Origin of the sequence: Vibrio furnissii CIP 102972 (genome assembly GCF_000176175.1) — a bacterium.
GTDB lineage: Bacteria > Pseudomonadota > Gammaproteobacteria > Enterobacterales > Vibrionaceae > Vibrio > Vibrio furnissii.
This window is the reverse complement of record NZ_ACZP01000014.1, coordinates 1,115,556-1,136,562: the sequence shown is the minus strand read 5'-3', so window position 1 is coordinate 1,136,562 and position 21,007 is coordinate 1,115,556. Positions and strand designations below refer to the sequence as shown.

The following is a 21,007-nucleotide window of genomic DNA, read 5'->3' as shown; positions in this document are numbered from 1 at the left end:
GCGGCTTTTTTTCAAGGGAAAGGAAAATGACTGAATTACTTCACAGCCTAAGCACTCAAAATGAGTTCGTTGCTCGCCACAACGGACCCAACACCGCTGACCAAGCGAAAATGCTCAACACCATCAACGCGGCTTCTCTCGAAGCGCTGATTGCAGAAACCGTTCCAGCAAACATTCGTCTGGAAAAGCCAATGAGCCTTGCGCCAGCGAAAAGCGAAGCCGACATGCTGACTGCCATGAAAGCATTCGCCCAACAAAACCAAATCAAACGCACGTTCATCGGTCAGGGTTACTACAACACCTTCACGCCCAACGTCATTCTGCGTAACGTGATGGAAAACCCGGGCTGGTACACGGCTTATACGCCTTACCAACCAGAAATTTCTCAGGGTCGTCTTGAATCGCTGCTGAACTATCAACAAATGGTGATGGATCTGACGGGGATGGAAATCGCGAACGCCTCTTTGCTAGACGAAGCGACCGCGGCTGCCGAAGCGATGGCACTGTGTCACCGCGCAGGTAAGAGTAAGAGCAATGTCTTCTACGTGGCAGACGACGTTCACCCGCAAACCATCGAAGTGGTGAAGACTCGTGCGGCTTTCCTAGGTTTTGAAGTTCAGGTTGGCGCAATCGATTGCCTTGTAGAGCAAGACGTGTTTGGTGCGCTACTGCAATACCCAAGCACCACAGGCGAAGTACGCGATCTGACGGACATCATCAACAAAGCGCACGCCAATAAAACCTTGGTGACAGTCGCAACTGACCTGCTGGCCAGCACGCTGCTGAAACCTGCCGGCGAAATGGGCGCAGACGTGGTGATCGGTTCTGCGCAACGTTTCGGCGTGCCGATGGGTTACGGCGGTCCGCATGCAGCGTTCATGGCAACGCGTGATGCGTACAAACGTACCATGCCAGGCCGCGTCATCGGTGTATCTATCGATGCAAAAGGCAACCAAGCCCTGCGTATGGCGATGCAAACGCGTGAGCAGCATATTCGCCGCGAGAAAGCGACCTCCAACATCTGTACCGCTCAGGCGCTGCTGGCAAACATGGCGTCATTCTACGCCGTATTCCACGGTGCTGAAGGCCTGCGCACGATTGCTCGCCGCACGCACCACCTGACTGCAATTCTGGCCGCTGGCCTGACCAAAGCGGGCTTCGAACTGGCGCACAACAGCTTCTTCGACACCATCACCATCAATTCAGGTGCCAACACTGACGCGCTGTACCAGAAAGCACAGCAGGCCGACATCAACCTGCGTAAATTGCCTGTTCAACTGGGCATCAGCTTAGATGAAACCACCAGCATCGCTGATATCGAAGCGTTGTTTGGCGTGTTCGGCGTCAGCGAAAGCGTTCAGGCTCTGTCTGCCTCTATTGAAGCGAACGAGTTTGCTGCGATTCCAGAAAACTGCCGTCGTACGTCTGAATACCTCACTCACCCGGTCTTCAACACGCACCACAGCGAAACGCAAATGATGCGTTACCTGAAAAAACTGGAAAACAAAGACTTCTCTCTGACGCACGGCATGATCCCACTGGGCAGCTGTACCATGAAGCTGAATGCAGCGGCAGAAATGATTCCTGTGACTTGGCCAGAATTTGGCTGCATTCACCCATTCGCCCCCAAAGCTCAAGCAGCAGGTTATGCGGCTCTGGCCAGCGATCTGAAAGCGAAACTGTGTGAAATCACGGGTTACGATGCGTTCTCGCTGCAACCCAACTCGGGTGCGTCTGGCGAATACGCAGGTCTTGTTGCGATTCAGCGCTACCACCAAAGCCGTGGCGAAGGCCATCGTAACGTCTGCCTGATCCCAAGCTCTGCGCACGGTACGAACCCGGCGACCGCATCAATGGTTTCGATGAAAGTCGTGGTGGTGAAATGTGATGACAACGGTAACGTGGATATCACTGACCTTGCAGAGAAAATCGAAAAACACAAAGACAACCTGTCTGCCATCATGATCACCTACCCGTCGACACACGGTGTGTACGAAGAACAGGTGCGTCAGGTGTGCGACATGGTTCATGCAGCTGGCGGTCAGGTTTACCTAGACGGCGCGAACATGAACGCTCAGGTGGGTTTGACGTCGCCAGGCTTTATCGGCTCTGATGTCTCACACTTGAACCTGCACAAAACGTTCTGTATTCCTCACGGCGGCGGCGGCCCGGGCATGGGTCCTATCGGTGTGAAATCACATCTGGCACCATTCCTGCCAGGTCACATTGAAGGCGGCCTGGAAGGCACAGATTTCGCAGTTTCTGCCGCGGATCTGGGTAGCGCCTCGATTCTGCCTATCTCTTGGGCTTACATCGCAATGATGGGCGCAGAAGGCCTGACCAACGCGACTGAAGTGGCGATTCTGAATGCGAACTACGTGATGGAGCGTCTGCGTCCTCACTATCCTGTTCTGTACCGTGGCGCGAATGGCCGTGTTGCGCACGAATGTATTATCGACATTCGTCCGCTGAAAGAAGAAACCGGCATTAGCGAAGAAGACATCGCAAAACGTCTGATGGACTACGGTTTCCACGCGCCAACCATGTCGTTCCCTGTTGCGGGCACGCTGATGGTTGAGCCAACAGAATCGGAAGATCTCGCCGAGCTGGATCGCTTCTGTGATGCGATGATCGCGATTCGCGAAGAGATCAACCAAGTTCATTCTGGTGTATGGCCACTGGCAGACAACCCATTGGTAAACGCACCACATACACAAGTTGACCTTTCAAGCGACGAATGGGTTCACCCGTACTCGCGCGAGATCGCCTGCTTCCCTTCCGCGCAAGCGAAAGCCTCGAAGTACTGGCCAACCGTCAATCGTGTCGACAACGTCTACGGCGACCGTAACCTGATTTGCTCTTGCCCGAGCATTGAGAATTACGAAGAGTAATGACGTTTTTCACCTACACGCAAAAGGCGAACCTCAGGGTTCGCCTTTTTGATGGGTTGTTTTACACAACCTGATGGATTGTTATCGACGTGCGAGAAAACGATAAATTCTTGTATCGAGAAGATAAAATGACACTCCTGAAACATTTCCCCCTCAAAATAAGTTCAGAAATTCTATATAATACCGTGTTGAATATCACATTTGTGCACATTGGACGAACGCTCGCGCGTTTATTCACTGCATGGAACCCTCGTTGAATTTTGCCCAAGATGTGGCACAAAACCGGGGCATCATGCCCGGCCAGCAAACGGGTCACGATGTGATGTAAATGCATTCAAAGCAATAGGAAGGACTATGAGTGATAATAATGGCGGCATTCCGCATCCAAGCGGAAAAGCAACGCCCATAGACACCGACTATACCGTCGGACAGGACAATGTCATTGTGTCCGTAGGACCATTTGGTCTTGATATTCATAACCGCGTGTTTGCGGTTTCTGGGTTGGCGATCGTGATTTTCGTCTTCGCAACCTTAATCTTCCGTGAACAAGTAGAGCCTCTGTTTGTTCACATGCGCTCTTGGTTAACCTCAAGCTTAGATTGGTTTTTCCTTCTTTCCGGCAACATTTTTGTCATCGTCTGCTTGGGCTTAGCCATTTCACCATTGGGGCGCGTGCGCATTGGCGGCACCGACGCCACTCCAGATTACAGCTACATGGGCTGGTTGGCGATGCTGTTTGCCGCTGGCATGGGGATTGGTTTGGTGTTCTTTGGCGTGTCTGAGCCAATGTCGCACTTCAGTACATCACTGGCAGGTCCGGTGTTTGAAAACGGCGTACGCACCGACTGGGCGCCGCTCGCGGGTGCAATCGGCGATGTGGAAGCGGCCCGCTCACTGGGCATGGCTGCCACCATTTACCACTGGGCACTTCACCCGTGGGCGATTTACGCGCTATTGGCGCTGGGTTTAGCCATCTTCTCCTTTAACAAAGGATTGCCCCTGACCATGCGCTCGATTTTCTATCCGCTGTTTGGCGAACGCGTGTGGGGTTGGACGGGTCATATCATCGACATTTTGGCGATCATCGCAACGGTCTTTGGCCTTGCCACCTCGTTGGGATACGGCGCGTCGCAAGCAGCAACAGGCTTAAACTTCCTATTTGGTGTACCACTCACTGACACCACGCAAATCGTGTTGATTGTGGTCATCACTGCGTTTGCCTTGATCTCAGTGGTCGCCGGCCTGAATGGCGGCGTGAAACTGCTGTCTGAAATCAACATGGGTTTGGCGGCACTGCTCCTGCTGTTTATCGTCATTGCAGGCCCAACGGCGGCGATTTTGCTTGGTTTCTTTGACAACATCGGCGCTTACCTCACGAATCTGCCTGCGTTGTCGAATCCGTTCGCACGACCTGATGTCAACTTCTCACAAGGTTGGACATCATTCTACTGGGCATGGTGGATCTCATGGTCACCATTCGTTGGTATGTTCATCGCTCGCGTCTCTCGCGGCCGTACCGTGCGTGAATTCATCGTGTGTGTGCTGTTGGTGCCATCCGCCGTGTGTGTATTCTGGATGACCGCATTTGGCGGCACCGCCATCAGCCAATTCGTGAATGAAGGCTACGAAGCGGTGAAAAACGCCGATTTACCACTGAAGCTATTTGAAATGCTGGAAATCATGCCGCTGTCGAGCATCACCTCGATCGTGGGTATCGTTCTGGTCGTGGTGTTCTTCATCACATCTGCCGACTCCGGCTCACTGGTGATCGACACCATCGCCGCGGGTGGTAAAGTGGATGCGCCAACACCGCAGCGTATTTTCTGGTGTACGTTTGAAGGCTTGGTGGCGATTGCCTTGTTGCTGGGCGGCGGGCTTGCTGCCGCGCAAGCGATGGCGGTAACCACGGGCTTCCCATTTACGATCGTGCTTTTGATCGCCACGGCATCGCTGATCATTGGCTTGCTGGACGAACCCCGGTCAGTGCCGAAAAAAGCGGTGCTACGCCCCGGGAAATAACCGGCCCTAATGCAAAGAACCCCAATATTTGGGGTTCTTTTTTATCTGGAGAACGCGCTGCTGCGAAGACGCAGAATCAAACGCCCTTAATCCCGATCCCATGGCGACACCGTTTCACCGCTGTGTTTTTGAAAGAAACGATAATTGCGTTGCATGTAGTCATCTTTCTTCAACGCGTCAAAATCCCAAGACTCTCCGCTGAGATCAAACTGAAAATCGTTGTTGGCTAACTGCAACTGATGAAAATCAGGTTTGGCAATTCGATACACAGCGCTGTTGGCTGTTTGGCAGATGAACTTCACCGTTTCGCTGGGCGCCTCATTCACCTGTAACGTGGCTTGAATCGGTGACTTTTCATCACACGGCGCATCTTTCACGAAGGTAAACAAAAAGAAACCATTGTTGGTGGTGTTAAGGAACACAGCCAGATGATGGCCGATATCCACCTGACGATAAATCAGTTGATTGGAATGATGTTCACGGGCGCTTTGCATGGCGTGATCGTTGAAACTGATCAGTTGACTATCGACCCAAAACCACCGCAATCCGTGATTCATAAACGTCAGCGACTGGTAGGAATGAAAGGCGAGCACACCAAAGCCCACCAAAAATACCGCGCTCACCGAAACCATTATTTTAAACAACTTAGACATCATTTTTTCTCAAACCCACTGCCAGCGCACCATTCTAACATGACCATTGTGATGAAGTTTTGAACGTGTTCGCTAAATGTAATCCGGCATGATGCGAGCAGGTAGCCCTCGATGTCAATCAGGATATTTTGGTGGGTAGCCGTTTCCTCACGCGACATCATGCAGCGATGATCATGAGGCAAAGCAGCACAGTTATCGTTTTTAGCGCTCGAATAACAATTCTCTTACGTCCTACTTTCAAAGCGCCTTTATAATAGCGAGGTTGAACTTAATTGAATGCGAAGGAAGCAACATGGATGCAACCATGAAGACGACACTGCTAGCGGCAACGCTACTCTCGTCGCCTTTATTGAAGGCGCAAGAACTCAGTGACTATGACCGATGTCTGTTGACGGCCACCCAATCGCAGAGCGGTGAAATGACCATCAACCAAGTGCGTCAGCGTTGTCAGTCGATGAGTGAAACCCCGTCCGAGACGCAGAAAGAAGACCTACTGAGCCAACGCCGCGAATCAGAAAAAAGCACCGAATTTCGTCCTTTTGTGATGACCGCGCATCGCATGAACTACATTTTACCCATCGTCTACACCGATAGTATCAACCGACAAGCGTATGAAGAATCGGGTTGGGCAGATGGCCTGCGCAAAGCAGAATCGGAGTTTCAAATCAGTTTTAAAGTGCCACTCAATTATACCGATCTGCTGTTTGAAGATGATGCTCTGTTCTTTGGCTTCACGCTGCGCTCGTACTGGCAGGTGTATGCAGAATCGATTTCTCGTCCATTCCGCGAAACCGATTATCAACCGGAACTGTTTTACTTCACGCCCACCCGTTGGAAACCGCTGGGCGGGAACACTTGGTTAGGATTTGGCATTGAGCATCAGTCCAACGGCCAACGACAAGATTTGTCGCGCAGTTGGAACCGCGTATATGCCTCATTTGCCTACGAGAAAAATCGTTTGGCGCTCAACCTGCGTCCATGGTGGCGCATTCCCGAAAATGACAAAACCAGCGCTGATGATCCCAACGGCGATGACAACCCAGACATCACGGATTACATGGGGCACTTTGAGCTGATGGGCGCGTATAAATGGGACAACCTCACCCTGAACTTTACCGGACGTGAAAACTTCGCCACCCACAAAGGCTACGCCGAGTTGGGGTTAACCTTCCCGATCTGGGGTAAAGTGCGCGGCTACGCGAAATACTCCACGGGGTATGGCGAAAACCTGATTGACTACAACCACAATCAGCAGCGCTTTGGTGTCGGCATTGCCATCACCGATCTGCTGTAATCCCATTTCACGAAGACAAAAAAGCCCGAGCATTGCTCGGGCTTCTGTCTGTTTTTTGCGGTGAATTACCACATGAGATCGTCTGGTACGACGAAGTCGGCGTACGGATCGTCTTCATCTACCGTGTCGCTTGAAGCAACCTGTTGCTCGATGATGGTTTGCTCATCACGTTGCGCAATTTTATTGGCAACAACGCTTGGAATAATCACGTATGTGTCTTCGTATCGCGCAATCGCCACAATGCCTTTGATCAATTGCTCGCGCAGCAGTGAGGTCACATACAACGATTTCACCAGCGTGCCGTCGGTGAAGTTGTATTTGATGTCGCCATCTTTGGTGTTGAGCTTGTTCAGCTCAATCAGTTGCTTCACTTGCGACTGAATTTCTTTGCTCAAACGCGCTTCGTTCTTTTGTGTATTCAGTTCTTTGTCACGCTCTTGCTGCTGACGCTTTTGCTCTTCAACCGCCGCTTTGACTTCGCGTGATTGAACGCGAGATTTTTTCGCGCCTTTGGTAACTTTCTTGAATTTCTTCTCGTTCACCAAGCCCGCTTTTAACATTTGCTCCTGGAGCGTAAGTTTTGCCATGAGATGTCTACTTTTCTGTGCTTTTTGCGCATTCTATCGGCTCCGCTCACGCAAATAAAGTCGCCTGATGAACCGCTTTCACACTCGGGAGAAATTCTTACTCGCCATAGCCACTGCCAATCGCGCGAAATGGCATTTTCAGCCCCAATTCTGGCACTTGCCGCCCCACCCATGCCGGAAACGTATTGCTGTTTGGCCCCGGGAACAAGGTGTATTCGTTGGCCCACGGATACAGCGCCACCACATCCTGCACTTTCGGGATCAATTGCTCGGCTTTTTCGCCTTGAATCGACAGCACTTTTTCAGGGCGCGCGCCATACCAGTAACGATCCGGAGTCGCCGTTTGATATTGATACAGCGCAGGCTGACCGCGATCCACTCGCCAGCCAATCACTTCATAGACCGTGTATTGCTCGGCATCGTGCGGCTTCACCGCCACCCACGTATGCACAGCAAACCAACCGCGCCAACTAAACGCATCGGCGGCGTAAAATTCAATCACTGCTTGACGATTGTGTTGCGGGTCGGGCGCAATGCCTGCCGGTTCTCGGCTTGCGGTGCGCCAATCGCTCTGCGTGCACGCGCCTAGCAGCGCGCCTGTGGCGAGCAACATCCACTTGACCGATCGCTTCATATTCACATTCCCTGTCATTCTTGGCTTGGCTATTAGTTGGCTATTGGCTGGCTTCACATCACTGTATCAAACCGATGGCGATTGAGAAAACGTTCACCACAAACTCTATACGCAGCGCGAGGGACATGAAGGCAAATGCAATCCAGCCACTTGTCTATCGCCCCCGCATTCTTTCCGCAGAAAAATTACTCAGCGACGCTGGCATGACGTGCAGCCACGGCACGCCGAACGCGTATGCGGATCCAACCGACCTCGCTGAATTTTACAATAAGCGTTTTTCAGTGCACGCCGCGCAGCAAACCAATCCTGCGGTTTTTCGAGCAGTAAATAGCCATAAAAACGTTTGACCAGTGGTTCACGATACTCGTCGATAAATCGGCTATCAAAGTCGATCTCAAAGTAGGTCAGTGCCTGTTCAATGGAAGTAAAGCTGGCAATGATGTCTTGAATAGTGTTGTCGCTCACGGTTTCGATCCTCGGTCATCGAAACACCAGTCTACAAACGCAAAACGCCCGCTGCATTGATATCGCGCGGGCGTTTTGCACATTCTTTAAGCGCGATGCGCTAGAGAATCAAATGAGTCAAACGGTTCATCACGTCATGTCCGGGCTGAGAGAACGTCCAGAAAAAGCCGGCCATATTGATGAAAATAGTCAGCCACAGAATGGTTTTGAACGGCTGCTTTTTCGATTTATGCCGCAACTGGCTTTGTGCCATTAACGCACCGGGCCAACCACCGGCGAGCGCCAACACATGTAAGGTATTTTCTGATGTGCGCCAATTGCCCAACTGTGCGGCCCGTTTATCGCCCGCATACGCCATGTACGTCAGGACACTCATCACCAAATAAAGCGGAATAAACAGCACCGAACCGCCCAATAGAACGGTGGCACCCGACACAAACACCAAAAACGTGCCACCAAACAACGCGGTGACTGACAGCCCTTTAACCCCAGTCAATTCGACATTCACGGCGTTCAATCGGCCTTTGCGATCCTGCTCTACATCGAATGACACGGTGTCGTTTTTCGCCAGTCGTTTAGCGCGATGTTTCACCGCCGAAATGTGGACGAAGATTTTACTCTTGCCGTCCGGCGCCGTAATAAAGCCATACCCTTTGTCATCATGCCAACGCGTAATTTTGCCTTTCACTGATTCTTATTCTCTGTCGGTGATTATTTTTTATAAGCTTAAACCAGTTCGTCTCGAACGCTAGTGCAGCCCGCAACTACTGCTGAGCACGGCGAATATTGAGCCAAAACGCCTGCTGACACGCATTGATAAAATGCTTTCGCTTCGGCGTAATATTCATCGTTTCCGGCTCGCTCACGACACGATAGCTGATCCAACATTCGGCGCACACGGCATCGTTGGGCTGCACATCGAACGCTTGTTCAATCGATTGATGGATCACCACACCATTGGTAAACGTCACGGTTTGTTCGCGCGTGTAAAATCGCTCACCTTGGTCGTCTTGCGTGGTGTCTTCATTTGTGGTGCGTTCGGCAATCGTCAGCGCAGGCGTCGAATCCAACATCGCCGCCACGTAGAGGTGGAGATCGTTCATGAGCTCGTGATCCTAAAATGGAGTGCGCCATTGTGCCATGCTTGGCGACATGAGGCATCCATGAATTGTTAAGCCACTGAAAAACAAAGGGCGAACCTAATGTTCGCCCTCAAGATGCCGATGGACACTCAATAGGTTTTGTCTTTTTTGTCCTTCTCTTTTTTCATCATTTTGTCTTTGTTCATCTGTTTATCGAGTTTCGCCTGACACTCTTTTGCGCTGCGGCCATCTTTCTCACACGCTTTGAGTTTCGTCATGTACGCTTCACGCTCCTCCGCGGACATGCCTTTGGCATTCGCTTTATCCATCGACTTGGCCTTTTCCATGGACTTTCCTTTGTCCATCAACTTTCCTTTGTCCATCGATTTGGCTTTGTCTTCGTCGATTTGATGCATCGAACCCGCTTTGCCGAGGCTGCGCTCTAACTTCGCTTCACACGTTTGGGTACTGTGGCCCTCTTTTTCGCACGCGTTGAGTTTCATCCTGTACGCTTCACGTTCTTCAGCAGACATGCCCATGGTTTGATGCATGGCGCCCATGTCGTCGTCATCCATCATCCCTTCGGTTTTTTCGTGGTGGTTTGCCAAGGCCAACGTCGAGAAACTACAGGTTAAGCCAATCAACCCAGCCATGATCCAATTGTTCATCGTCTTTCTCACTTGTTTCGGTGAATCCCTTCTACAGTGTAGTTCAATCACCACTCGCGAGATGCAAGGAGGCCGTGTCGCGCTTCAACAGCACTCACTGCCTCCTTTCACAACAGACAGATTATGCCTTAGCCTTCTCCGCCTTGACGGCCGAGGATGCATTGCTGGCCGCAGCCGCCATCAGTGCTTGAACTTCAAGCTCTTTGATTTTTTTACCCATCGCCGCCTGAAACACCTGAAACATCAGACCGCTGAAAAAACTGCTCAGCGTGATGGCAAAAAACGTGGAAACCACCAGATCCACTGGCCAATACGGGCTTTGCACCACCACCGGTTGATAAACCACAACGCCAGCAATCACCACCCAGTGGCTCATGCAGTAAAAACAGCGAAACAGGTAACCGATCATGTGCCCCAAACGCTCAGTGAACGCGCGCAACGGCGCAAACAATTCGGTTTGTGTGATGGTGATGGAAATGCTCGATGCACTGATCGCCAGTACCAAACAAACCCAAACACCGTGTAACAGTTCTTGATCAAATAGTGTATTCATCATGACGCCTCCTAATGTAACTCAAAATGTTACGTTAGGAGATAAACGAGATCAACGCCAAAAAAACTAAGGTTATTTTTTAAACAGAGGGGATGCGAGGATTACTCCAGTTGCGCGATAAATTCTTGACTGAGATCCGCCAGAGAGATTTGAGAAAAGCGAGTCAGCAGCAGCACTTCCGCTTCGTGCAGCACGTCACGCAACGACGCATTCACCGCTTTTTCGACCACGCAATTGGGGTTGACGTTGTCAAAGCCGATCGAAAAAATCTTCGGCTCGCCAACCGCCTGATAGATATCGAGTAAGGTCACGCGCTGGAGATCGCAAGACAATGTCCAGCCGCCGCCCTGCCCTTTGGTGGACGTCACATACCCCGCATCTCGCAGCCCCGCCATCGTGCGACGAATCACCACCGCGTTGGTGCCGAGCATGGTCGCAAATTGCTCCGACGTCATCGGTTGTTTCACCAAATGCAAAAGGATGTGCAAAACACGGGAAAGGCGGCTGTCTAGTCTCATGGGGTCGGATATCGGTTACAGGGTTGAGGTCGTCATCTTAACAAGCCAACGCACGAAGACCAACGGCCAATTGCAGCGACGCCGCACTCAAACTAAGGGCGAGAACTAAGCAGCACACCGCTGCCCATGGTACATACGGGCGGCTCAGTCGACCAAACGAATTTCCTCTAGCACGTCATAGATCAGCTTGTTGTCGACGTGCTTGCTTTCCATCAACGCGACGGAATGCACCACCAGCGTCAACGGCGCCATCGGTATGTCGCTCAAACGGGTATCGAGCATCACGTGCCGTCCCAACGTAATGTGCGGCACATAAGGTCGATTTTCTGGAGGAAAGGGGGTGTCAGCGAGCTTCATGCGTAGTGCTGCTTGCAAGGCCATCAAGTCATGTTGTTGGGTCACACCCAGCCAAATCAGTTGACGACCTTTGATATGGAAATGACCGAGATGGTCGACATGAAGTGTCATCGGCGCGCATTCAAGCTCATGCAATAAGCCTTTCAGCGTGGGTAAATGCTCACTTGCGACCTCACCAATGAATTCCAATGTGAGATGAAAGTTATCGCTGTGCGTAAACGTCCCCTTTGTGGCATGAGTTTTGAGCCGCTCGCGCTCGCGGCGAAGCTGAGCTTTTTCCTCGGCAGCAAAGGTCAGTGCAAAGAAACAACGCAAGTCCGAATTCATCATCCACTCCTGTGGGTTGAGATCCTGAATGAGAGACGACAAATTATTCTCCCTTTCTGCGGCGTTTTAAAGCAGATTTTGTCGACTGAAACCGCTGGCCGCATACTCCGATAAGGGGTAACCTGTTGACTCTAATATAAATAAGGTCATTCAGGAGGAGAACCTTGAAATTCGCGATTTTAGGCGCTGGCGGCATTGGATGTTACTACGCAGCGCGTTTACTACATGCTGGTCACGATGTGGTTTTGGTGGCCCGAGGCGCTCACCTTGATGCCTTGCAAAGCCACGGCTTATCGCTCAGCCATCCTGATTTCTCGTTTGAAGGCCGCGTGAACGCCACCGACGTCGCGGGCCTTTGCAAGCAGGAGAACGCAGCGGACTTCGATCTGCTAATCCTCGCATCAAAAGGCAGCACAACCGCACCAATTTTGGCGCAAATGCAGCCTTGGTTGGCAGGCAGTTCAGTGCCGATGTTGTCGATTCAAAACGGCGTGACCAACGAACAAGTGATTGCCGAGGCGCTCGGCGTCGAACGCACCATTGGTGGCTTGGCGGTGAAAATTGGTGCCCATGTGCTCAGCCCCGGCGTGGTGGAAGCGACAGGCATTGCACAAATCGATTTTGGCGCCTGGCCCAACGTACAACACAACCCGACCCTACAACCATGGCTAGAACAGCTTGCGGCCATCTTCCTTGATGCGGGTATTCCCAACCAATTGTATGACGACGTGAGTTACGCATTGTGGCGCAAGCTGATGATTAATAACGCTGTCAATCCCATCACCGCGCTGACCATGCAAGACACTGGCGTGGTGACGCGCGATCCGGTGCTGCGCCATACCATTCACACCATCATGCAGGAAACAGCGCGTGCGGCAAGTGTGGCCGGCGTGACCATGACCGAGCAAGACGTCGATGCGATGTTCGATCTCATTTGTCAGTTTGATGCGATCAAAACCTCGATGCTGGTCGATCGTGAAAAAGGCCGCCCGATGGAGATTCACGAAATCTGTGGCCCGGTGATTGAGAACTGTCGCCAATTGGGCGAACCGGCGGTCACCACAGAACTGATAAGCCAACTGTTGCAGCACGCCAGTGGTCAACGGCCAGCTTAATCGTTTACACTTTCCGACGTGTTAAGTGGCACGGCCACGCAATACCGTCGTCTAAAACCGTCTTAAGGAATCGTTGTGAGTAACTACTTTGACAATCCATTTTCAGGTCAACCGCTCACCGAACAGGTGACCAATCCTAACATTCACGTGGGTCGCCACAGCTATTACTCCGGTTATTATCACGGCCACAGCTTCGACGATTGCGTGCGCTATTTAAACCCTGATCGCGAAGATGTGGATCGGCTGATCATCGGCGCGTTCTGCGCCATCGGCTCCGGCGCAGTCTTTATGATGGCGGGCAATCAAGGCCATCGCACCGATTGGGTCAGCACTTTCCCGTTCTTTTATGTCGACGACGATGCCTTTACCGATGCCGACGATGGGTTTGTTCGCGCTGGCGATACCGTGATTGGTAATGATGTGTGGATTGGTTCAGAAGCGATGATCATGCCCGGCGTGACCATTGGCGATGGTGCCGTGATTGCCAGCCGTGCGGTGGTGACGAAAAACGTCGCGCCGTATGAAATCGTCGGTTCCAATCCCGCGAAACACATTCGTTTCCGCTTCACGCCCGAACAGATCGAGACACTCTTGGAGATGCAATGGTGGCATTGGCCAGATGCGCAGCTCAAGGGGGCAATGAAACTGCTGACATCCGGCGACATCGACGGGTTGTACCACTACTGGCAAAGTAAGATCCGCAACCACTAAGCCGCGCAAAACCTGTCTCTAATTTTTCAATTTTCAACGGCGCATGACGGCGTAAAAACCGTCATCGCTCACACACTTCGTTGGCTAATTATGGCTGGCATTCACGTCGCATTTTATTTACTTTCATCCCTTTTTATAAACGCTATTTACCTATAATTAACAAAGATTTATCACGACGAACCAATATCCGCTAAGGTGCACAATTTTGCATAACCACGGTTAACTTTTATGCACCATTGCAGTATTACTGGTAATCAGTTCAGGGCAACAACAAAACGGACGACAGCCATTGAGTCTCCGTATTTGAACCCCTCAGCTGTAGACCTAACCACGCTTGCAGTTTTACTCTCGCAGTTCTTACGCCTACCCCTGTCTGCTGTTCAATCGCGTTTGCCCGCCATGATTTTTAATTGATCAGGAGACTCGCTATGAGTGATATCGCACTCTCTATCAGTATTCTTGCGCTGGTAGCGGTGTTGGGTCTGTGGATTGGGAATTGGCGCGTGTATGGCGTCGGTTTGGGGATCGGTGGGGTGCTGTTTGGCGGCATTCTGGTCGGTCACTTTACCGGCTCTTGGGGCGTTCAACTCAACTACGAAACCTTACACTTCATTCAGGAGTTTGGCCTCATTCTGTTTGTTTACACCATCGGAATTCAGGTCGGCCCCGGTTTCTTTTCTTCACTGAGAAGTTCCGGGCTCAAACTCAACGGCTTTGCGGCCCTCATTGTTCTACTCGGTTGCGTGGTGAGCGTTGCGCTTTATTACCTGTTTGATGTGCCACTGCCCGTCATGTTAGGCGTCTTTTCCGGAGCAGTCACCAACACGCCCTCCCTCGGTGCAGGCCAACAAATCCTCACCGAACTGGGCGCAGAGAGCAACTTACTCGACCTCACCGGCATGGGGTACGCCATCGCCTACCCATTTGGTATCTGCGGCATTCTGATCACCATGTGGCTGCTTCGCATGATTTTCCGCGTCAACGTCAACAGTGAAGCGGACGAGTTTGAAACCCACAACGGCCACAAAAAAGAGAATCTGCACACCATCAACGTCGCTGTTAAAAACCCCAATCTGAATGGTTTGCAACTGCAAGATATTCCGGCGCTAAGCGAAGGTGACATTGTATGTTCGCGCCTCAAACGGGGTGAAACACTGCATGTTCCCAAACCGGATTCACGCGTGGAAGTGAACGACTTACTGCACTTAGTAGGCGACAAAAACGCCCTCGAAAGAGCGCGGTTGGTGATTGGGGAAGAAGTCGATGCGTCGCTGTCGACTCGTGGCACAGCGCTGCGCGTGCAACGTTTGGTCGTCACCAATGAAATTGTGCTCGGCAAGAAGCTACGCGATCTGGATTTGAAAGAGAAATACGACGTGGTCGTGTCCCGTTTAAACCGTTCGGGTATCGAACTGGTGCCCACCAGCAATTCAACCCTGCAATTTGGTGACATTCTCAATCTGGTTGGCCGTCAGGAAGCAATTGAAGCGGTTAGCGGCATGGTGGGTAACGCCCACCAAAAGCTGCAACAGGTGCAAATGCTACCCGTGTTCGTCGGGATCGGTTTAGGGGTTTTACTGGGTTCGATTCCGTTCTATCTGCCGGGTTTCCCTGCCGCGATCAAACTGGGATTAGCGGGCGGCCCGCTGATTGTCGCTCTGATCCTCGCCCGTATTGGCAGCATCGGTAAGATGTACTGGTTTATGCCACCGAGCGCCAACTTAGCGCTGCGCGAAATCGGTATTGTGCTGTTTCTGGCCGTGGTCGGGCTTAAATCCGGCGGGAACTTTGTCGAAACGCTGGTACAAGGTGACGGCGTGAGTTGGATGGGTTACGGCGTGTTGATCACCGCAATTCCACTTATCACGGTCGGCATTCTGGCTCGCGTACTCGGCCACATTAACTACCTGACTATCTGCGGCATGTTGGCCGGTTCGATGACCGATCCACCAGCGCTGGCCTTTGCCAACGCCATTCACGAAGAGAGCGGCGCTTCTGCCCTCGCCTACGCCACGGTCTATCCACTGGTGATGTGTTTAAGGATCCTCTCGCCGCAAATCCTGGCGCTCATCCTGTGGAGCATGTAGATAAAAAAAAACGGGCTTAGGCCCGTTTCTTTTATCGTCTGTAGCAACATAACTTATGACACCTTACACGATTTTTTCGCCATGCGTTTCAACTACTTCAAAAGACATGCAAATATGTGCATCATTGAATATTAATTTAAACAAGTGTTGATACCCAGAGGGAAAATGGACGACATCCTAGATTTAGCCAAGCAAGAGCTCATAGAAAAATATGCACCTCACACCATCATTCTTTATGGTTCTCATGCACGTAATGAAGCAACGGAAACGAGTGATATCGATATGGCCTGCTTCTGTGACCGCCCGGATGAACTTAAAGATGCCAGGCTATTTCACGGTACTTTTCTTGATGTATGGGTTTATCCGACAGCGAGTCTCAATTCAATTCCTAAAGAAGCTCTTCGTTTCGGTGATGGAAAAGTCATATACGATACGCAAGGCTTAGGCATTGAGTACCTGGCAAAAGTGAAGCAAATTCTCGCTGAAGGCAAACCGCCGATGTCTGATGCAGATAGGGAACATCTTCAAAAATGGGTGATGAAAATGTTGGAGCGCGCGCATTACAACGACTTAGATGGCAACTATCGTCGTACATGGCTTCAGCATGACCTTCTGGAGATATATTTCGATATTCGCGGATTATGGTTTCTGGGCTCAAAGAAAAGTTTCAACTACTTAAAACAGTGCGATCCATTCGTTCTTAATTTATTTGAACAGACTTTTAGAGAGCCGTTAAATCTTGATGTGTTGACGTCGTTAGCAAGGAAAGTTGTGCTGTTATAAAAATTTATTCAAGAGTGAAACCCAACGCCTATTGCACTGGGTTTCTTACTTAAGATGTTCTTATTTGATTTAGGACTTCGCCAAAATCTCTTGGCGAATAATTTCAGCGCCAGCGCTCAGGGCATTCAACTTACCACGGGCGACGTCACGTGACAGAGGCGCCATACCGCAGTTGGTGCATGGATAGAGCTTATCTGCATCGACAAATTGCAGCGCTTTGCGCAGCGTGTCGGCCACTTCTTCAGGGGTTTCAATCGTGTTAGTCGCCACGTCAATGGCACCCACCATCACTTTCTTGCCGCGCACCAGTTCCAGCAGTTCGATGGGCACACGTGAGTTGTGACATTCGAGCGAAATGATATCGATGTTCGATTGCTGCAATTTCGGGAACACTGCCTCGTATTGACGCCATTCATTCCCGAGCGTCTTTTTCCAATCGGTGTTGGCTTTGATGCCGTAACCATAGCAGATGTGGACCGCGGTTTCGCATTTCAGGCCTTCGATCGCACGCTCCAGCGCCGCAATGCCCCACTCATTCACGTCATCAAAGAAAACGTTAAACGCAGGTTCGTCGAACTGGATGATGTCCACACCTGCCGCTTCCAGCTCTTTCGCTTCTTCATTCAGAATTTTGGCAAATTCCCACGCCAGTTTTTCGCGGCTCTTGTAGTGATCATCGTAAAGAGTGTCGATCATAGTCATCGGCCCAGGCAGCGCCCATTTGATCGGCTTGTCGGTTTGCTGACGCAGGAACTTGGCATCTTCGACAAACACCGATTTCTGACGTGACACCGGTCCCACCACGGTTGGCACACTCGCTTCATAGCGATTACGAATCGTGACCGTTTTGCGGTTCTCAAAATCAACGCCGCTGAGGTGCTCAATGAAGGTGGTCACAAAGTGTTGGCGCGTCTGTTCGCCATCACTGACGATATCAATTTCCGCCTGTTGTTGCTCTTGCAGTGACACACGCAGTGCGTCGTGCTTACCGTCGGTGAGTTCCTGACCTTGCAGTTTCCAAGGCGACCAAAGTGTTTCCGGTTGAGCAAGCCAAGTTGGTTTCGGTAGGCTGCCAGAGGTTGAAGTTGGTAATAGTTTTTTCATAGTCAATTCTTCTATTAATTTGAGTGAATTACAAAGGTGTGTTGGCAGACCACTGTTCAAGAATGGTTTGATAAGGCTTGATAAAGTGCTCTTGCGCAAACTTCCCTTGTTCAACCGCTAACTGGCTACGCTCTGCTCGGTCATACACGATTTGGGTAATGGAATGATCGAGGTTCTTTAAGTTCGGCTGGTAGCGTTTTCCTGCCGACGAATTCGCATTGTAGATCTCCGGGCGATAGATCTTTTGGAACGTCTCCATGGTGCTGATGGTACTGATCAGCTCCAGATTGGTGTAATCATTCAGCAGATCGCCAAAGAAGAAGAACGCAAAAGGCGCGGCGCTATTCGCGGGCATGAAGTATCGCACCTGCAAACCCATTTTTTTGAAGTATTGCTCGGTCAGTGACGACTCATTCGGCAAGTATTCATCGCCTAGAATTGGGTGATGATTTTCCGTGCGCTCGTAGACTTTGCTGTCTGACACGCTCAGGCAAATGACTGGCGGCTTAGCAAACGCTTCTTTGTAGGTTGGCGAATCCACAAACGTTTTAAACAGCTTGCCATGCAGGTCGCCAAAGCCTTCTGGAATCGAGAATGTCGGTTGGTTCTTGTTGTGCTCTAGCAGCAATACGCTGAAGTCATAATCGCGCACATAAGAGGAGAAGTTATTGCCCACAATGCCTTCAATGCGCTCGTTGGTTTTATGGTCAAGGATGTTGGTTTTCAGAATTTCAATCGATGGAAATGCTTGGCCGCTGCCTTCGATATCCAGATCCACCGAGATGATTTCCAGCTCAACAGAGTAACGATCGCCGCTGGCATTGTCCCAGTTCGCCAGTGCGTTGAAGCGGTTATCAATCATCTTCAGCGCATTACGCAGGTTCGACTGACGGCTTTCGCCACGCGCCAAGTTGGCGAAGTTCGTGGTAATACGTGTGCTATCAGAAGGATGATAATTTTCATCAAAGACCACACTGTTAATCGTAAATTTAAAGCCTGTATTCATGGTAACCATCCTTCCTATTGCTGAGCTAAATCTGAGTGACTTTTCTGCGCTTCGTCCATTTCACGGTTGTTATGCGATGTGAGCGGCGTGATTGGGTTAGGTGAACCAGCCCCATCAATATTATTTGGAGTTATGAGCGCTGTATTTTTTATACATGTGCGGTTATATGAATAAAAGTGGCATTACTTCATGTTCAACATGAAAATAATTAATGATTGGGTTTTAGACGGTCTGCATACAAGACGGAATGGCGTGTGACACGCCAAATCGCGACCTAACATATCTGCTTTGAGGCGCAATTAGACTTTAGTGAAAGGCGGCACAAGCTCAACGTTCCCTCTGTGAATATCACGCTATAGTTTAGGCATACCCGACACCCTGAATGCGGCTTAAGCATGACTTGGTTTGATCAGGATGGATCCTCACCAGCATGTGACATTGGCGAATCGGGATACAACATCACAATAATAACGACTAGGACAACGTATGCTATCCGCTCAACAACGTATTGGCTTGAACCTCTCTGCCTGCGCCATTTTGGCGGCCGCAGGTGGCGCTTGGCTCGGCATCGAAAGTGCTGCACTGATTCTTCTCACGGGCGTCATCATGGGGCTGTTGCAACGGGTTGGGCACACAGCTGCCAACGCTGACATGGCTCAAACCGAGGCAGAGGTGATTGCCCCCTTGATTGCTGCCGAACTCAACACCAACGCCGTGAGTGCGGCCAAGGTCTCGTACGCGATTGATGTGGTGAAAACGCAAACCTCACGCCAAGTCGACTCCATTCAAACCATCGCAGACACCTCCAATGCGATCACCGAAACCCTCGCCGTGACCGCCACCAGTGTGCAATCAGCACTTGGCGCGACGCAAACCATGCGCGACACCAGCGAAGCGGGGCGCGGCGAGCTCGAATCCGCCATCGCGGGCATGCAGCAAATCAGCGCGCAAACGGCGACGTCCGTGACCCAAATTCAAACGTTGGACGCGCAAGTACACCGCATCAAAACGGTGGCCGAAGTGATTGAAAACATCGCCGCGCAAACCAACCTTTTGGCGCTCAATGCCGCCATTGAAGCGGCGCGGGCTGGTGAAAGTGGCCGCGGGTTTGCGGTGGTAGCCGATGAAGTTCGCAGCCTTGCCGAACGGACTTCGCGCAGCACCGAAGAAGTTTCGGGCATTGTGCAGCAAATTTTCGATGAAACGCAGGAAGTGACGGCCACCATCACCGCGCTGTCCGATAAGGTCGAACAAGGTGTCACCCGAGTCGAAAGTGTCAATCAGCGGCTGCACAGCATCGCCCATCAATCGCAAGAAGTAGAATCGCAAATGAGTGGCATCAGTCAGGATGTGATTGCCAACGAACGCAGCCTGCGCCAAATCGCTGAATCGATTGAACATATTCAGGGCGAGCTGTCCGACAGCGACAACGAACTCTCTGATTTACAAAGCGAAGCCGAGCAATTAATGCAGATCGCCGAACACAGCAATGCGGTGTTGGTGGAACACTTTGAAGAAAGCATTCATCGTCCGTTCTACGATTTAGCCGCCGGATTGGCGAAAGCCGTCGGCGCGCGTTTTGAAGCCGATATTGCATCCGGCAAAATCGCCGAACAGGCGCTGTTTGATCGTCAGCATCAACCCATCGCCAATACCTCGCCGGCCAAATATCACACCGCGTTTGATCAATACTGCGATGCCGTGTTGCCTGAACTGCAAGAGCCGGTCATCCAACAGCGCCGCGAAATGGTTTACGCCATTGCCACGGACGATCACGGTTACGTGCCCACCCACAACAACCAATTTTGCCAAGCCCTGACGGGCGATCCCAAAGTCGACATGGCGCGTAATCGCACTAAACGAATTTTTGGTGACCGCGTCGGCCTACGCTGCGGCAAGCACACGCAAACCATGTTGCTGCAAACCTATAAACGCGACACGGGCGAAGTGATGCATGATATTTCGGTGCCGGTGATGGTGAATGGACGCCATTGGGGCGGCATGCGCCTTGGTTACTATCCACCCAAGTAAAACGTCCTTGGCAACGCGCAGCGGGCATGGTACCGCCGCGATGTCTGATAGAACCGCCCACCGATAGCAACACATGAGCGTTCGTGGCCACTCGCGGATTGTCACCAACGCCGCTGGGGCAA

General features: G+C 51.3%; 20 protein-coding genes. 8 read left to right on the top strand and 12 right to left on the bottom strand.

All coding sequences use genetic code 11. The features are described from left to right. The first annotated feature begins 26 nt into the window (after window positions 1-26). Both gcvP and VFA_RS15325 read left to right on the top strand, forming a co-directional pair. Window positions 27-2,891, top strand: a complete 2,865-nt coding sequence (gcvP, locus tag VFA_RS15330; protein ID WP_004727769.1) for an aminomethyl-transferring glycine dehydrogenase — start codon at window positions 27-29, stop codon at window positions 2,889-2,891. Between the two features lie 354 nt (window positions 2,892-3,245). Next, window positions 3,246-4,910: a BCCT family transporter gene (locus VFA_RS15325; RefSeq protein WP_004727768.1), complete on the top strand. Its 1,665-nt coding sequence runs from the start codon at window positions 3,246-3,248 to the stop codon at window positions 4,908-4,910. Window positions 4,911-4,996: 86 nt separating this feature from the next. Here the strand turns inward: VFA_RS15325 and VFA_RS15320 are convergent, their stop codons facing one another. Further along, window positions 4,997-5,563 (bottom strand): hypothetical protein, encoded by a 567-nt coding sequence (locus tag VFA_RS15320; protein WP_370447179.1) that lies wholly within the window; start codon window positions 5,561-5,563, stop codon window positions 4,997-4,999. Window positions 5,564-5,855: 292 nt separating this feature from the next. On the opposite strand from VFA_RS15320, the gene VFA_RS15315 reads away from it, so the two are divergent. Further along, entirely contained in the window at window positions 5,856-6,857 is a 1,002-nt protein-coding gene (locus VFA_RS15315; protein WP_004727765.1) for a phospholipase A, read from the top strand. Between the two features lie 65 nt (window positions 6,858-6,922). Here the strand turns inward: VFA_RS15315 and VFA_RS15310 are convergent, their stop codons facing one another. The 9 genes from VFA_RS15310 to thpR form a co-directional block, all read right to left on the bottom strand. Further along, window positions 6,923-7,444: a DUF2058 domain-containing protein gene (locus tag VFA_RS15310; RefSeq protein WP_038151923.1), complete on the bottom strand. Its 522-nt coding sequence runs from the start codon at window positions 7,442-7,444 to the stop codon at window positions 6,923-6,925. 97 nt (window positions 7,445-7,541) lie between these two features. Continuing rightward, window positions 7,542-8,078: a DUF3750 domain-containing protein gene (locus VFA_RS15305; protein ID WP_014258109.1), complete on the bottom strand. Its 537-nt coding sequence runs from the start codon at window positions 8,076-8,078 to the stop codon at window positions 7,542-7,544. Window positions 8,079-8,267: 189 nt separating this feature from the next. Then, window positions 8,268-8,543, bottom strand: a complete 276-nt coding sequence (nifW, locus tag VFA_RS15300) for a nitrogenase-stabilizing/protective NifW family protein (protein WP_004727762.1) — start codon at window positions 8,541-8,543, stop codon at window positions 8,268-8,270. Window positions 8,544-8,643: 100 nt separating this feature from the next. Next, on the bottom strand, window positions 8,644-9,231 hold the full coding sequence (locus tag VFA_RS15295; RefSeq protein ID WP_004727761.1) for a DUF1294 domain-containing protein: 588 nt from the start codon (window positions 9,229-9,231) through the stop codon (window positions 8,644-8,646). Between the two features lie 76 nt (window positions 9,232-9,307). Next, window positions 9,308-9,646: a hypothetical protein gene (locus VFA_RS15290; protein WP_004727760.1), complete on the bottom strand. Its 339-nt coding sequence runs from the start codon at window positions 9,644-9,646 to the stop codon at window positions 9,308-9,310. Window positions 9,647-9,774: 128 nt separating this feature from the next. Next, window positions 9,775-10,293 (bottom strand): hypothetical protein, encoded by a 519-nt coding sequence (locus VFA_RS15285; protein WP_004727759.1) that lies wholly within the window; start codon window positions 10,291-10,293, stop codon window positions 9,775-9,777. A 121-nt stretch (window positions 10,294-10,414) separates the two neighbouring features. Next, complete coding sequence (locus VFA_RS15280) at window positions 10,415-10,849, bottom strand: DUF1360 domain-containing protein (RefSeq protein WP_004727758.1); 435 nt, start codon at window positions 10,847-10,849, stop codon at window positions 10,415-10,417. Window positions 10,850-10,947: 98 nt separating this feature from the next. After that, window positions 10,948-11,364 (bottom strand): Rrf2 family transcriptional regulator, encoded by a 417-nt coding sequence (locus tag VFA_RS15275; RefSeq protein WP_081454243.1) that lies wholly within the window; start codon window positions 11,362-11,364, stop codon window positions 10,948-10,950. A 144-nt stretch (window positions 11,365-11,508) separates the two neighbouring features. Continuing rightward, on the bottom strand, window positions 11,509-12,090 hold the full coding sequence (thpR, locus tag VFA_RS15270; protein WP_232281727.1) for an RNA 2',3'-cyclic phosphodiesterase: 582 nt from the start codon (window positions 12,088-12,090) through the stop codon (window positions 11,509-11,511). Window positions 12,091-12,212: 122 nt separating this feature from the next. Here thpR and VFA_RS15265 point away from each other — a divergent pair, with 122 nt between their 5' ends. From VFA_RS15265 to VFA_RS15250, 4 genes are all read left to right on the top strand, one after another. Next, entirely contained in the window at window positions 12,213-13,163 is a 951-nt protein-coding gene (locus VFA_RS15265) for a ketopantoate reductase family protein (RefSeq protein WP_004727755.1), read from the top strand. A 75-nt stretch (window positions 13,164-13,238) separates the two neighbouring features. Beyond that, window positions 13,239-13,874: a type B chloramphenicol O-acetyltransferase gene (catB, locus tag VFA_RS15260; protein WP_004727754.1), complete on the top strand. Its 636-nt coding sequence runs from the start codon at window positions 13,239-13,241 to the stop codon at window positions 13,872-13,874. A gap of 428 nt (window positions 13,875-14,302) precedes the next feature. Then, on the top strand, window positions 14,303-15,961 hold the full coding sequence (locus tag VFA_RS15255; protein WP_004727753.1) for a putative transporter: 1,659 nt from the start codon (window positions 14,303-14,305) through the stop codon (window positions 15,959-15,961). Window positions 15,962-16,126: 165 nt separating this feature from the next. Beyond that, window positions 16,127-16,744, top strand: a complete 618-nt coding sequence (locus VFA_RS15250; RefSeq protein WP_004727752.1) for a nucleotidyltransferase domain-containing protein — start codon at window positions 16,127-16,129, stop codon at window positions 16,742-16,744. A gap of 69 nt (window positions 16,745-16,813) precedes the next feature. On the opposite strand, the gene VFA_RS15245 is transcribed toward VFA_RS15250, so the two are convergent. Together VFA_RS15245 and VFA_RS15240 are read right to left on the bottom strand one after the other, a co-directional pair. Continuing rightward, window positions 16,814-17,848: a methionine synthase gene (locus VFA_RS15245; protein ID WP_004727751.1), complete on the bottom strand. Its 1,035-nt coding sequence runs from the start codon at window positions 17,846-17,848 to the stop codon at window positions 16,814-16,816. A 28-nt stretch (window positions 17,849-17,876) separates the two neighbouring features. After that, a complete protein-coding gene (locus tag VFA_RS15240) occupies window positions 17,877-18,854 on the bottom strand; it encodes a DUF1852 domain-containing protein (protein ID WP_004727750.1) in 978 nt (325 codons plus the stop codon). Between the two features lie 486 nt (window positions 18,855-19,340). Between VFA_RS15240 and VFA_RS15235 the strand changes: the two genes are divergently transcribed. Continuing rightward, window positions 19,341-20,885 carry a methyl-accepting chemotaxis protein gene (locus tag VFA_RS15235; protein ID WP_004727749.1) on the top strand — a complete coding sequence of 515 codons (1,545 nt, stop codon included), beginning with the start codon at window positions 19,341-19,343 and terminating at the stop codon, window positions 20,883-20,885. The last annotated feature ends 122 nt before the right edge of the window (window positions 20,886-21,007 follow it).